Consider the following 13912-nt stretch of genomic DNA (forward strand, 5'->3'; position numbering starts at 1 on the left):
CGTGGTCACCGGCGCCACCGCAGGGTGTCGTCGACGGTGCCCGCGTCGGAGGCGGAGCGCAGCACGGCGAGCCGGGTGAAGCGCTGCTCGAAGGCCTCCCGGGTCAGCCCGTGCTCGCGGTAGGCGTCGGCGAGTTCGAGCGCGCCCCGCTTCACCGTCCACTCGCAGTCGAAGCCGGGGATCGCCTCGCGGAAGCGGGAGAAGTCCACCCGGTAGGACCGCGGGTCGGCCCCGTTCTCCCCGGTGATCACCACCTTCGCGCCGGACACCGCCTCGGCGACCTGCTCGGCGATCTCGGCGACCGTGACGTTGTTGGTCTCGCTGCCGATGTTGAACGCCCGGTCGTGCACCGCCTCGCGCGGCGCGGTCAGCGCGGCCGTGAAGGCCCGCGCGATGTCGGCGGCGTGCACCAGCGGGCGCCAGGGCGTGCCGTCGGACAGGACGAGCACCTCGCCGGACAGCAGCGCGTGGCCCACCAGGTTGTTCAGCACGATGTCGGCGCGCAGCCGGGGCGAGAAGCCGAAGGCGGTGGCGTTGCGCATGTACACCGGGGTGAAGTCGCCGTCGGCCAGCTCGTGCAGGTCGTCCTCCACCCGCACCTTGGACTCCGCGTACGGCGTCACCGGCCGCAACGGGGCGTCCTCGGCGACCAGTTCGTCGCCGCCCGCGGCTCCGTAGACCGAGCAGGTCGACGCGTACAGGAAGCGCCGCACCCCGGCCTCGCGGGCCAGCCGGGCCAGTTTCACGGAGGCGTGGTGGTTGATGTCGTAGGTGAGGTCGGGCGCCAGCGAGCCCAGCGGGTCGTTGGACAGCGCGGCCAGGTGGATCACGGCGTCCACGCCGGCCACGTGCTCGGCGGTGACATCGCGCAGGTCGACACGCGTCCCCGGCGGGTCGGCGGGCGTCGGGCCGAGCACGCAGTCGGCGAACAGGCCGGAGTCCAGTCCGACGACCTCGTGCCCGGCGGCCGTGAGAACCGGGGCCATGACGGTGCCCAGATAGCCCTGGTGCCCGGTCAGCAGTACGCGCAAGGTTCATTCCCCCAGGTCGAGAGTGAGTTTGGAGACCGCGAACGCCTCGGCGTAGCGCGTGTTGCTTTCGATACCGCGGATGCGGGCCAGCCCCAGGAAGGCCTCCCGGTCGTACCAGGGCCGGTGCTGCTGCGAGGGGTAGTGCTCCTGAAGCAGTCGCACCTTCTGTTCGGCGATCTCCGGCGACAGCGGCTGGTAAACCACCGGACGGCCGAGATCGCCGTCCCACTTGACGATCTCGTAGCCGAGCACGAGATGGTCGCGGAACGCCGTGGTCATGAGCTTGGCCAGGCCACGGTGGTCCTGGTGGGCGTCCTCGGTGCGCGGGGCGAGCACGAGATCGGGCTCCGTCTGCGCACGCAGTTCCTCGACGGCGCCCTTGGCCTCGTCCCAGTGCGCGGGCAGCCGGCCGTCCGGCAGCTTGTCCACGGTCAGCCGCAGATCGGCGCCCGGGCAGAAGGCGGCGAGCGCGGCCCGCTCCTCCTGCTCCCGCTCGCTGCCGCCGCCGGAGAGCACCAGCGCGTCGACGCGGATGCCCGGCCGCGCCAGGCACAGCGCCAGCAGCGTGCCGCCGGCGCCGATGGCGATGTCGTCGCAGTGCGCGCCCACCGCGACGACGCTGCCCAGGCGCTCGGCCCCGAGCCGGATCACGCGGTCCCCGCCGTGACGCCGGCCCGGCTCGCGGGCACGAACGCCTCCGCGCCGCCGTGTTCCCACACGGCCCACGGGCGGTCGCCACGGGCGTACGCCTCGTCGAGCGCGGCCCGCTCCTTCACGGTGTCGGTCGGCTTCCAGAAACCGCGGTGCTGGTGCGCCACCAGCCGTCCCCGCTTGGCGAGTTGGGCGCAGCCGTCGGCGACCAGGTCCCCGTTCTCCGGGATGTGGTCGAAGACCTCCTGGCGGAGCACGAAGTAGCCGCCGTTCTCCCACAGCGGCATGTCGCTGACCGCGGTGATGCCCCCCACCAGACCGTCCTCGCCCAGGTCCACGCAGTGGAACGAGGACTGCGGCGGCACCACCGTCATCGACGCCCCGGCGTCGCGCCGGGCGAAGTTGTCGATCATCTGCGGCAGCGGGGCGTCGGTGAGCACGTCGGCGTAGTTGGCGAGGAACATCTCGTCGCCGTCCAGGTGGTGGCGCACCCGGCGCAGCCGCTCTCCGATCGGCGACTCGATGCCGGTCTGCGCGAAGGTGATCGTCCAGTCGGCGATGTCGGTGGACAGCAGCTCGGTCCGCCCGCCGCGCAGCACGAAGTCGTTGGACGTCGTCTCCTCGTAGTTGAGGAAGAAGTCCTTGATGTGGTGCGCCCCGTAGCCCAGGCAGAGGATGAACTCCGTGTGCCCGAAGTGCGCGTAGTAGCGCATGACGTGCCAGATCAGCGGACGCGGCCCGACCATCGCCATCGGCTTGGGCACGTCGTCGGAGGTGCCGTTGCGCATCCGCATCCCGTAACCGCCGCAGAACAGTACGACCTTCATGCCTTGACCTCGACAATGCTCAGTTCCGGTATGGGGAAGACCAGCCGGCCGCCCCACTCGTGCACGAAGGACAACTGCTCGGTCAGCTCGGCCCGCAGGTTCCACGGCAGGACGAGGACGTAGTCCGGCCGGTCGGCGGCGATCCGCTCGGGCGCAAGGATCGGGATGCGGGTGCCCGGGGTGAACCTGCCGTGCTTGTAGGGATTGCGGTCGACCGTGTAGGCGAGCAGGTCGGGCCGGATGCCGCAGTGGTTGAGCAGGGTGTTGCCCTTGCCGGGGGCGCCGTAGCCGACGACCGTCTCGCCACGCTCGGCCGCGTCGATGAGGAACCGCAGCAGGTCCCGGCGCACCTTGGCCACCCGGGCGGAGAACTCGGTGTACCCGGACAGCTCCTGGAGCCCGGCGGCCTTCTCCCGGTCCAGTACCTCGGCCACCCGCGCGGACGGCTCGCCCGCGACCTCGGCCGGGCGGGCCCACAGCCGGATGGAGCCGCCGTGCGTGGGCAGCAGCTCGACGTCCACCAAGGCGAGTCCGCCACTGGCCAGCGCCCGGATCGCGGAGGCGACCGTGTAGTACTGGAAGTGCTCGTGGTAGATCGTGTCGTACTGGTTCTCCTCGATCAGGGTCAGCAGATGCTGCACCTCGATCGAGACCCAGCCGTCGTCGGCGACCAGGGCGCGCAGCCCCTGGGTGAAGCCGACCACGTCGGGGATGTGCGCGTAGACGTTGTTGGCCACGACCAGGTCCGCCGGGCCGTGTTCGGCGCGGACGGCCGAGCCCGTGTCGGGGGACAGGAACTCCGTGAGCGTGGGCACGCCCGCGTCCCGCGCGGTCGCGCCGACGTTCACCGAGGGCTCGATGCCCAGGCAGCGGATCCCCCGGTCCACCACGTGCTTCAGCAGATACCCGTCGTTGCTGGCGACCTCGACCACGAAGGCGTCGGTGTCCAGCCCCAGCCGCTCGACGGCGCCGTCGACGAACGTCCGCGCGTGCTCCACCCAGGAGGTCGAGAAGGAGGAGAAGTACGCGTACTCGCTGAAGGTCTCCTCCGGCGTGATCAGCGGCGGGATCTGCGCGAGCCAGCAGTCGGTGCAGACGCGCAGATGCAGCGGGTACGCCGGCTCCGGCTGGTCCAGTTGGTCCGCGGCGAGAAAGCTCTCGCACGGCGGGGTCGCCCCCAGATCGACGACGCTCGCGAGTGACCCCGCGCCGCAGAGTCGGCAACGTGTCATCAACTTCCCCCATCCCGCTCGCCCGGATGCACCCGTGGCGAGTCCGTTCGTTCCCCTACCGGCGGCGGGCCGTCCCCGCCGCCGGACCGTCCCGCGATCGCGGAGCGGTACCCCTCCAGCAGTCGCTCCAGCCCGACGGCCGGGCTGAAGTCCTTCTCGTAACGGCGCCGGGCCGCCTGCCCCATCTCCCGGTTGTGCTCCGGATCGGTCGTGATCCGGCGCAGACAGGACGCGAGCGAACCGGGATCGCCCGGCAGATGCCGCAGCCCCGTCACCCCGTCCTCGACGAGTTCCACGAAGGCGCCGTGACCGGCCGCGACGGCCGGGACCCCCGCCGCCATCGCCTCCACGACCACCAGGCCGAACGCCTCCAGCCAGGTGGAGGGAGCCACCACGGCGACCGACCGCACGATCGCCTGCCGGCACTGCTCCTGGTCGTACAGGCCGACGTAGCGCACATCGTCCCGGCCCGCCGCCCAGGCGCTCACCTCCCGCTCCAGCGGCCCCGTGCCGGCGACCACCAGCGGCACGCCGACTCCGCCGCCGGCGGCGATCTCGTCCCAGGCGGCCATGAGCAGCCGTACGCCCTTGGCCTCCGCGAGCCGCCCCAGATACAGCAGATGCTCACCGGCGCCGCTGCGCACGATGCCCGGTTCGGGCACGAAGTTGTGCTTCACCGCCAGGCGTTCGGCCGGCATCCCGGCTCCCGCCAGGACCTCACGCTGCGCCTCGGAGATGCAGAAGAACCGCTCCACGCCGGTCCACCACCGCCGTCGGTTGGCCGACAGGCTGACCGCGAGCGGCACGGTCGCCAGCCGGGAGCCCCGGTAGCAGCCGTGCCGGACGGCGGGCAGCGGCGTGGAACCGACGCACTCCGTGCACGGCCGGCCGTCCCGCTGGAGCGTGCCGGGCGGGCAGACCTGGGTGTAGTTGTGCAGCGTGGCCACGGCGGGCACGCCCGCGTCGGCGCAGGCGGCCAGCACCGCCGGCGACAGCAGCGGGAAGACGTTGTGGACGTGCACCACGTCCGGCCGCTCGGCGCGCAGCTTCGCGGCGAGCTCCCTGCGGACCGCCGGGTTCCATGGCACCAGCAGCGGCACGGCGGCCTTGGACGGCAGGGACCGCGCGGCGATGGTGTCGCTGCGCCGCTCGAACAGCTCGACCCGGTGGCCGCCTTCGCGCAGCAGCGCCACCTCCTGGTCGACGACCTTGTTCTCGCCGCTCGGCTGCGCCGAGGCGTAGCGGTTGTGCACCACGAGGACGTGCATGCTCAGCTCGCCTCCGATCTCTGGGCCCAGCGCGGGATGCGCCGGCGGGGGACTTCGGGCGTCGAGCGGGGAGCGGCCGCGGCGGGCGTCGCCAGCAGCGAGGCGGCCACGGCCAGATGCAGCAGATACGGGGAGGCGTCGCCCAGCCCGGCCTCGGTGTACGACGCGATCGCGCAGTAGCTGATCAGGAAGATCGCGCAGGCCCTGGCCAGCGACGGCGGACGCAGCAGCGCGACGCCGCCCAGCACCAGGATGACCGCCGCCACCAGGACGACGCCGATCAGGCCCTGCTCGTTGTAGACGGCCAGCCAGCTGTTGTCGATCGGCAGCCCGTCGAACGACTTGTCGCCGAGGCCGGCGCCGAACAGGAACCGCGTCGTCGTGCGGGGCTCGATCAGCAGGGCGTGCCAGACCTTGGCCCGGCCGGTCAGGCTGGAGAAATTCTCCTGGCTCTGTCCGCGCAGGAACCACGTCTGGAGCGCGGAGGCGAACCCCACCGCGGCCACGGTGCCGATCAGCACCGCCCGGGTGAAGAACCGGCGGGCGGCGCCGCTGGTCAGCAGGAGCGAGCCGATCGCCAGCGCGAGCCCGACGAGCAGGCCGAGCGTGGCCGTGCGGGTGTGCGTCAGGGCGAGCAGGACGAGCGAGGGCACGATGACCACGGCCGCGCTGGTCCGGTCGGTCTGCCGGCCCAGCAGGAGCAGCACGGTGAGCCCGATGATCACCGCCGCGTACTGTCCGATCTGCGGCGGGGTGAGCGGCCACAGGGCGCCGACCAGCCGCCCGCCGTAGAGGTCGGGCAGGGCCGCGCCGGGCGAGGCGACCAGACCGGCGGCCACCGTCCCGAGCACCGCGAGGTACATCCGGATGTGGTGCCGGACGAACGTCATGCCGCCGTCCCACCAGCGGGTGAGCAGCCACAGCGTGCCGACGAACAGAGCCAGCCGGAAGCAGCGGAACAGGGCGCCGAACCCGGACTCCAGGTTCGCGCTGGAGATCACGCTCAGCAGTAGCAGCAGGGTGAGCAGGAACACGAAGGCGCTGGGCCGGATGCGCAGCCGGGTGTTGACCGCGAGGGCCAGGGCGAACGCTGTGACCAGCGCGCCCATGGTGACCATCTGGATCAGGGAGCGGGGCAGCGGGACGATGGTCTTCGCCCCGGCGGAGCCCAGCGTGTTGAGGATCAGCAGCCCCCAGACGGTTCCGACGATCTTCGGCGTGTGGCCGGGCGACTTCGGTGGGTGGTCCGTGCGCATCTCAACCCCCGTCCTGGGCGCGGAAGGTGCTGCCCGCGTCCTGCCGGTACGGCGCGGCCTGCCACTGCGCGGAGTCGAGGATCCGGCTCGGGTCGTGGACGACGAAGCTCCACGGTCCGACGTAGACGTTGTCGTGCCAGCGGTTGTGCTGCTTGCCGGTGATCGCCTCGGCCACCCGTTCGCCCTGGTACGGCGACCACTCCGGATAGGTTCCGTAGTTGGCCAGCACCGCCATGCGGTCGCACTTGACCGTGCAGCCGACGACGGACTTGTCCAGCACGAAGCGGTTGTCGTGGATGTCCACCCGCTGGGTCTTCCACCGGCAGTCGGCGTACAGCGGCGCGGTGGCGATGGCCGGCTGTGCGCAGCGCTTGGTGCTGTTCACCAGCAACGTGCAGTCACCGGAGGAGGTGTTGGCCGGGCTGTTGCAGAACCGGTCGGCGTTCTCCCACAGGGTGATCCCGGACCAGTTGTCCTCCAGCACGTTGCGATAGATGTCGATCTTGTTCGTGCGGGCCCGGACCCGTGGTTCGCCGCCGGACTCGGACAGATAGACGGTCGCGAACGGGAACGTGTCGCCGCGGTCGGCGTACTTGCGGCCCTCGACCCAGTTGTTGCGCCGGATCGTGTTCCCGCGGACGACCGCGTTGTAGCTGGTCTCGTAGATCAGCGCGGCACCGTCGTTGGCTTCGAGCACGTTGTCCTCGATGAGGAAGTCGTTGTTGTTGGTGTCCGCCCACAACCCGGTTCCGCGGTTGTCGTGCACCCAGTTGCCGCGTACGTCGGCGCCGTCGACGGCCCAGAACTTCACGCCCCCGGTGCAGCCGCAGCCGGACTGCCTGCGCTCCCAGTCGTCCGTGTTGTTGCCCGTGATCTCGTTGCCCTCCAGGACCAGGCCGCCGATACGGCCGCTGCCCTTGTACGCGTTCATCCCGTACTGGCCGTTGGCGCGCAGACAGCTGGCGCGCACCTGCTGGCGGGCACCGGCCATCAGCCCGGCACCGGAGTTGTTCTGGATCGTCGAGTGCTCGATCACCCATCCGTCGGCCGAGTCGTGGTTGACCACGCCCTCGTTCTGCGGGGCGGCGAAACCCTGCACGGTGAGGTAGCGGATGGTGACGTCGGGGGCGGTGCCGGCGAACGCGTACTGGTTGGTCCTGCGGCCGTCGAGGACCGCGCCCGGCGCACCGAGGTAGACGTCCCCCTTCTTGGGGACGACCTGGGCGTAGCGGTCCCGGTCGAGCCGGTGCTTGCCCGGCCGCAGCCAGAACGTGGTGTTCGGGGGGCTGCTCTTGGTCTTCGCGGCCAGGTCGCCGGTCACCGCGGGGTCGACCGTGACCGCGCCCGCGGGCGCCGTCGCCGGCCCGGCCGCGGGCTTGGCGCACACCCGGGCCACGGCCGTGGCCTGCGCGGTGGTCGGCTTCGGCAGGGCATCCGGCGTGCTCTTGCAGCCGGTCGCCGTCGGCAGGGCCAGCGCCAGCAGTGCAGCCGGCAGCGCCCAGCGCCGCCAGTTGGTCCCCAAGCGTCCTTCCCCCCTAGCCGTGGAATCCGAGTACGGTGGTGAACTTCTGCGTGCCGTCGGCGAAACCGCTGCCGATCAGCGTGGTGCTGGGCTCCTTGCGTCCGAAGCCGGCCGAGTACCAGCCGAGCGGCGGGTCGCTCGCGCCGCGGTGCGCCTGCCAGTCCAGCTCCCCGGGCAGTTCGAGCTCCGCGGAGCGGTCCTCGCCGTCCCGGGTCCAGGTGAGCCGGGCCCGGTTTCCCACCAGGTCCGCGGTGATCGCCGGACCGAGGTGGAACGCCAGGCGCACGGCGGCCCGGCGCGGGCCACGCACCTCGTCGACCACCTTCAACTCCTGCTCCGCTGACGTCAGTTCGACCTGGCGGCGGTGCACGAAGTGCTGGTAGCCGTCGTGTTCGGCGCACCAGCGGGCCGTCCCCCCGGCCAGGGCACCGGACGGCTCCGTGACCAGGACGCGGCTGCGGGCGTGCCGGGTCCACAGGAACGGGCCGCCGGAGACGGACTGGTCGGCGCCGTCGAGCTCCAGGGTGTTGTGGCCGAGGGTGGAGCGGAAGTACCGCCGCCACTCCGGCTGCCCGTGGTAGCAGTACGTCCCCGGGTCGGCGAGCACGTCGACCCCGTCGTGCCGGACCTCCAGGGACAGCGCGTCCGCGTGGGCGTGCGCGGCGATCGACAGGAACCCGTGCGGGCCGCCGTCGCAGCGCGCCCAGATGTGCCCAGGACCGCGCAGGATGGTCATGCCCGCGTCGGAGAAGTGGGCCGGCCGGTCCGCCGGGCGGGTCACCGCCGGCGCGCTCTCGTCATTCGCGTACGGCCGGACGAGCGCGGCCAGCAGCGGAGTGCGCACATCGGTGCCGGTCACCTCCGGCCACCAGTCGAGCCGGCCGAACACGGCGTCCCCGGTCGCCAGCAGCGAGCCCCAGCGGTCGGTGCCCGCGCCGTCCACGACCAGCCCGTGCCCGTCGTCCGCGTCGCCCTGGCGCGGCGGCCGCAGCCGGTTGTCCACGACGGCCGCGAGCGCGTCCGTCATCCGCAGCAGCACCAGCCGGACCGTCGCGGGGACCGGTACGCCCGCGGTGTCCGCCTCGGCCAGCGCGGCCAGCCCGAGCTCCAGCACCAGTCCGTGGTACTCGGTGGCCAGCTCGCGGTTGAGGCCGGAGCCGAAGGTGTTGGCGCGCAGCTGCCGCTCCAGCGACCGCAGCGCGTCGGCCCGCCAGCGCGCCGAGGCGGGGAACCAGTCGAACGCGCAGGCCGCGGCGAACTGCCCGGCGGTCTCGGCGATGACGTGGTTGTTCGCCGAGGACCCCCGGCTGGGGAAGGAGGCCAGCCAGTGCTGGTGGTGCCAGATCTGGCGCAGCGCCACCGGGTTGTCCTCGAACAGCGCGGACACGCCCGGCCAGCCGTCGAGCAGCCGGCGGATCCACACCCAGGACAGCAGCCGGATGCCCAGCTCGATGCCGCTGGTCCAGTGCACCCCGCGCAGCGGCGCGTTGGCCGCCCACCACGACCGCAGATGCGCGGCCACCCGCTCGGCGTACCGCTCGTCCTCGGTGACCGCGTAGGCGGCGGCGAGCACGGTGAGGTACTGGTGCCGGGACAGCTCCCAGATCTGCTTGATGTCCCCGACCGCGTCCTCGTCGCGGTACGGCACGTCGAAGGCGTAGCCCCACGGAGCCCGGCGCCCGGTCTTCGGGTCGTACCACCAGTTCGGGTCGGCCAGGTCGTCGCGTGCCACGCCGAAGTACTCGACGTGCCCGCCCAGCAGCCGGTCCGCCTCGGCGACCAGCCGCTTCGCGGCGTCCGGCGGCACCGCGGCGATCGTCCCGGCGGGCAGCAACGCGGTGAACCGGGCACCGCTCACGCCCGGGGCGACCGGCCGCGCCGAGCGCCAGCGCCGTCTGCGCACCGTGTCGCCGACCCGGCCGCCGACCTCCCGCGGTCCCATCCGGGACAGCCGCCGCAGATACCAGCCCGCGCTCATGGTCATCGGGCACTCGCCAACGTCACCGCCGCGCCGCCGGCCAGACCGGTCTGCACGGCGAGGGTGGCCGCGGTGGTGGCGACCAGCGACTCCAGCGGCACCGGCATCGGGCCACCGGTCCGCACGGCCTTGACGAACGCGGCCAGTTCGGCGGACTGGCCCTTGTCCCGGGCCTTGGGCAGCCGTGAACTGACCCACTTCTTAGGGCCGTACACCGAGGCGCGGACGAAGTCGTCGAGCCGCAGCACCTTGCCGTCCGCGACCAGGTCCAGCGTCTCCTTGGGGAAGCCGGCCGCGCCGGTGGTGACGTAGCTGATGGTGGCGGTGGAGCCGTCCGGGTAGCGCAGCACGACCTGGAGGTCGTCGTTGCCGGGCGCGGCGACCGTGTACACCGAGACCGGGTCGGCGTCGAGCAGCCAGCTCGCCGTGTCGATGAAGTGACCGCCCTCGCCCGCGAACCGCGAGCCCTCGGTGCCCTGTCGGAGGTACCAGCTGCCGTGGTCCAGGCGGCCCGCGTTGACCAGGTAGCGCAGGTTCGCCGGACCGGTCCGGGCGCCGAACCGCTGCTTGGCCTCCTGGAGCAGCGGTGCGAACCGGCGGTTGAAGCCCACCTGGAGCCGGTCGTTGCCGGACTCCTCCACCGTGGCGAGCACGCCCGCCAGTTCGTCCTCGGTGAGCGCCAGCGGCTTCTCCACGAACACCGACTTGCCGGCCAGCAACGCCTTGCGGGTCAGGTCGGCGTGCGAGCTGTGCCGGGTGACCACGAACACCGCGTCGACGGACTTGTCGCCGAGCACGGCGTCGAGATCGGTGGTCGCCCGGTCGAAGCCGAACTTGCGCTGCGCGTTGGCCGCGGACAGCGCCGTCGTGGTGACGACCGTGGACAGCTCGACGCCGTCGCGCCGGGACAGGTGCGGCAGCAGCATCGACGTGGCGTAGTTGCCCGCGCCGACGAACGCGAGGCGCACCGGCGACTTCACGGCCCGGGCCGCAGCGGGCACTTGGGTGCCGGCCCGCTTCACCGCGGGCACGGTCACCTCGGGGGCCGGCGCCTCTGCCGTGTGCTCGGGGTAGCGGAACAGCACGGCCACGGCCTTCAGTTCGCCGTCCTTCAGGCTCCGGTACGTCTCGACGGCGTCGTCGAAGTCGGCGACGTGGGAGACCAGCGGCTCCACGTCGACGCGGCCGCGGGCGACGAGGTCGAGGAAGCACGCCAGATTGCGGCGCTCCGTCCAGCGCACATAGCCGATCGGGTAGTCCCGCCCCTCCAGCTCGTACGCCGGGTCGTAGCGCCCGGGGCCGTAGCTGCGGGAGAACCGGACGTCGAGCTCCTTCTCGTAGTACGCGTTCCACGGCAGGTCGAGGCGGCACTTGCCGATGTCGACGACCCGGCCGCGGTCCCGGCTCAGCCGCGCGGCCAGCTCCACGGGCTGGTTGCTGGCGCCGCCCGCGGCCAGGTACACCTGGTCCACGCCGTGACCGTCGGTCAGTTCGGCGACGGCCGCCTCGACGGCCGCGGAGGCGGGGTCGCCGCAGGCCGCCGCGCCCAGCCGCTCGGCGAGTTCGCAGCGCGCCGGGTCGGGGTCGACGCCGACGACGCGGACTCCCGAGGCGGTCAGCAGCTGCACCACTAGCTGCCCGATCAGCCCGAGGCCGATGACCAGCGCCACCTCGCCCAGCCGCGACTCGCCCTGGCGCACACCCTGCAACGCGATCGAACCGACCGTGCCGAAGGCCGCGTGCCGGGGCGCGAGGCCGTCCGGCACCGGGGCGTAGAGGTTCTTCGGCACCCAGTTCAGTTCGGCGTGCAGCGCGTGCTCGTTGCCGGCGCAGGCCACCAGGTCGCCGACCTTCACGTCGTCGATCCCGGCGCCGACCTGCTCGACCACCCCGCACAGCGAGTAGCCCAGCGGCGTGTAGGAGTCCAGCTTGCCCATCACCTTGCGGTACGTGGCGGGCACCCCGTTGGTGGCCACGCTCTGCACGACCTTGGCCACCTGGTCCGGCCGGGAGCGGGCCTTGCCCAGCATCGACATCCCGGCCTCGGACACCTTCATGAGCTCGGTGCCGGTGGAGATCAGCGAGAAGGCGGTCCGCACCAGCACACCGTCGGGCTTGCACCCCGGGACCGGCACGTCGAGCAGCGCGAGCTCACCGCTCTTGTAGTTCTGTACGACCTGTTTCACCGAAGTCCTCTTGTCTCTACTGTCTCTACGCCGTCACGGGGGAGTCCTGGCCGGCCTTGGAGGTCGCGCCGCGATACCAGTACTCGAGGGTCAGCACATGCCACAGATGCTTGGAGAAGTCCCGCTGCCCGGAGGCGTCCTCGGCGACCATGCGCGCCAGCGCGTCGCGGCGCAGCAGCCCGGAGCGGACGAGCTCGCCGTCGTTGACCACCTCGCGCACCAGCGGTGCCAGATCCCGGCTCATCCAGGCCCGCAGCGGGGCGCTGAACAGGCCCTTGGGCCGGTACACGATCTCCCGGGGCAGGACCGAGGTGGCCGCCTCCTTGAGGACGGCCTTGCCCTGCCGTTTGACGATCTTGCGGTCACCGGGCACCGCGAACGCCGCCCTGACCACCTCGACGTCCACGTACGGCACCCGCACCTCGGTCGACGCGGCCATGCTCGACCGGTCCGTGTAGGTGAGGTTCAGGCCCGGCAGGAACATCCGGGAATCGCCCAGGCACATGCGGTTGACGAAGTCGTCGAGGTCGTTGTCCTCGTAGACGTCCGCGTGCTCGGTGAGCACGTCCTCGACGGTCCCGGCCAGGTCCGGATCGATCAGGGCGAGCAGCTCGTCCCGGTCGTACATGGTGTAGCTGCGCCGGAACGCGGTCTCCTCCGGCAGGTCGGCGAAGGACAGGAACCGCTTCGCGAAGCGCACCGACCGGTACCCGCGGCGGGCCGAGGCGACCGGCAGCCGGTCCACGGCCGCGGACAGACCACGCCGCAGCGGCCGCGGGACGCGCTGGTAGCGCAGCGCGATCACGTTGGCCAGGTGCTTGCGGTAGCCGGCGAACAGCTCGTCGGCACCCATCCCCGACAGCAGCACCTTGACCCCGGCCTCCCGGGCGGCCGAGCAGATCAGGAACGTGTTGATCGCGGCGGGATCGCCGATCGGCTCGTCCAGGTGGTGTGTCATCCGCGGCAGCAGGTCGAGCACGTCCGGCGCGATCTCGATCTCGTGCAGGTCGACGCCGAACCTCTCGGCCACCTGCCGGGCGTAGCGCAGGTCGTCCGGCATCGCCTCGAACCGGGCGTCCTCGGCGCGGAACCCGATCGTGTAGGCGGAGATCCCGGGCCGGTCACGGGCGGCCAGCGCGGTCAGATAGCTGGAGTCGAGACCGCCGGAGAGGAAGGTCGCCACGGGTACGTCGGAGAGCAGATGACGCCGGGTCGACTCCTCCACGACGGCGGCTATGTCCGGCAGTTCGCCGCTGCGGGCCCGCTCCCTGCCCTCGGCGGCGACCTCCCGCAGGTTCCAGTACCGGCCGCGCTCCACCCGGCCGTCGGGCCGGAACCGCATCCAGGTCCCCGGCGGCAGCTTCTCCGCCTCGCGGAACGCGCACCGTGAGTCCGGCACCCAGTAGTACAGCAGCGACGCCACCAGCGCGGCGTGGTCCACCTCCAGCGTGCCGCCGGTCACGGCGGCCAGCGCCTTGAGCTCGGAGGCGAACACCAGGCCCTGGCCGCGCCGCAGCAGGAACAGCGGCTTGATGCCCAACTGGTCACGAGCCAGCACCAGTTCACCGGTGCGCTCGTCGAAGATCCCGAACGCGAACATGCCGCGCAGCCGCGGCAGACAGTCCGTGCCCCAGCGCCGCCAGGCCTCCAGCAGCACCTCGGTGTCGGAGGTGCCGCGGAAGCGCACCCCGGCGGCCTCCAACTCGGCTCGCAACTCGGGCGCGTTGTACAGCTCGCCGTTGTACGTCAGGACGAGGCCGCCCGAACTCATCGGCTGGGCGCCGGTCTCGGACAGGTCGATGATGGCCAGCCGACGATGCCCGAGGTGCACCTCGCCGTCACCGGCGGAGTGGCTGTAACGGCCCGCCCCGTCCGGACCGCGGTGGGCGAGGGTCTCGGTGAGCCGGTCGGCCACCGCCTTCCCGTCCGGCCATCGATAGGTGCCTGCGATGCCACACATG

Annotated in this window: 10 protein-coding genes; all 10 read right to left on the minus strand. The window is 72.1% G+C overall.

The features are described 5' to 3' along the window. Positions 1-5 precede the first annotated feature (5 nt). From ACZ7OY_RS33540 to asnB, 10 genes are read right to left on the minus strand one after another with little or no spacing between them, the layout of a single operon-like run. Positions 6-1031, minus strand: coding sequence for an NAD-dependent epimerase/dehydratase family protein (locus tag ACZ7OY_RS33540; RefSeq protein ID WP_471914940.1), 1026 nt, complete (start codon positions 1029-1031; stop codon positions 6-8). Positions 1032-1034: 3 nt separating this feature from the next. Next, positions 1035-1682, minus strand: coding sequence for a PIG-L deacetylase family protein (locus ACZ7OY_RS33545; RefSeq protein WP_471914941.1), 648 nt, complete (start codon positions 1680-1682; stop codon positions 1035-1037). Further along, on the minus strand, positions 1679-2509 hold the full coding sequence (locus ACZ7OY_RS33550) for a glycosyltransferase family protein (RefSeq protein WP_471914942.1): 831 nt from the start codon (positions 2507-2509) through the stop codon (positions 1679-1681). The genes ACZ7OY_RS33545 and ACZ7OY_RS33550 overlap by 4 nt, the downstream gene beginning before the upstream one ends. Next, on the minus strand, positions 2506-3741 hold the full coding sequence (locus ACZ7OY_RS33555) for a class I SAM-dependent methyltransferase (protein WP_471914943.1): 1236 nt from the start codon (positions 3739-3741) through the stop codon (positions 2506-2508). Before ACZ7OY_RS33555 ends, ACZ7OY_RS33550 begins: the two co-directional genes overlap by 4 nt. Continuing rightward, the gene (locus tag ACZ7OY_RS33560) at positions 3741-5009 is read right to left on the minus strand and encodes a glycosyltransferase (RefSeq protein WP_471914944.1); all 1269 of its coding nucleotides are present in this window, start codon (positions 5007-5009) and stop codon (positions 3741-3743) included. Before ACZ7OY_RS33560 ends, ACZ7OY_RS33555 begins: the two co-directional genes overlap by 1 nt. A 2-nt stretch (positions 5010-5011) precedes the next feature. Next, a complete protein-coding gene (locus ACZ7OY_RS33565) occupies positions 5012-6265 on the minus strand; it encodes an O-antigen ligase domain-containing protein (RefSeq protein ID WP_471914945.1) in 1254 nt (417 codons plus the stop codon). Between the two features lies 1 nt (position 6266). Then, positions 6267-7787, minus strand: a complete 1521-nt coding sequence (locus ACZ7OY_RS33570) for a right-handed parallel beta-helix repeat-containing protein (protein WP_471914946.1) — start codon at positions 7785-7787, stop codon at positions 6267-6269. Positions 7788-7800: 13 nt separating this feature from the next. After that, the gene (locus ACZ7OY_RS33575) at positions 7801-9771 is read right to left on the minus strand and encodes a heparinase II/III family protein (RefSeq protein ID WP_471914947.1); all 1971 of its coding nucleotides are present in this window, start codon (positions 9769-9771) and stop codon (positions 7801-7803) included. Beyond that, on the minus strand, positions 9768-11951 hold the full coding sequence (locus tag ACZ7OY_RS33580; protein WP_471914948.1) for a bi-domain-containing oxidoreductase: 2184 nt from the start codon (positions 11949-11951) through the stop codon (positions 9768-9770). Before ACZ7OY_RS33580 ends, ACZ7OY_RS33575 begins: the two co-directional genes overlap by 4 nt. A 25-nt stretch (positions 11952-11976) precedes the next feature. Next, positions 11977-13911 (minus strand): asparagine synthase (glutamine-hydrolyzing), encoded by a 1935-nt coding sequence (gene asnB / locus ACZ7OY_RS33585; RefSeq protein ID WP_471914949.1) that lies wholly within the window; start codon positions 13909-13911, stop codon positions 11977-11979. Between the last annotated feature and the right edge of the window lies 1 nt (position 13912).

Source organism: Streptomyces sp. NPDC107559 (genome assembly GCF_055657365.1).

What these genes read in the sequence shown, in the direction of transcription:
- ACZ7OY_RS33560 (WP_471914944.1), bottom strand. Translation starts at nt 5,009, where the DNA reads ATGCACGTCCTCGTGGTGCACAACCGCTACGCCTCGGCGCAGCCGAGC.
- asnB (WP_471914949.1), bottom strand. Translation starts at nt 13,911, where the DNA reads ATGTGTGGCATCGCAGGCACCTATCGATGGCCGGACGGGAAGGCGGTG.
- ACZ7OY_RS33565 (WP_471914945.1), bottom strand. Translation starts at nt 6,265, where the DNA reads ATGCGCACGGACCACCCACCGAAGTCGCCCGGCCACACGCCGAAGATC.
- ACZ7OY_RS33555 (WP_471914943.1), bottom strand. Translation starts at nt 3,741, where the DNA reads ATGACACGTTGCCGACTCTGCGGCGCGGGGTCACTCGCGAGCGTCGTC.
- ACZ7OY_RS33550 (WP_471914942.1), bottom strand. Translation starts at nt 2,509, where the DNA reads ATGAAGGTCGTACTGTTCTGCGGCGGTTACGGGATGCGGATGCGCAAC.
- ACZ7OY_RS33575 (WP_471914947.1), bottom strand. Translation starts at nt 9,771, where the DNA reads ATGACCATGAGCGCGGGCTGGTATCTGCGGCGGCTGTCCCGGATGGGA.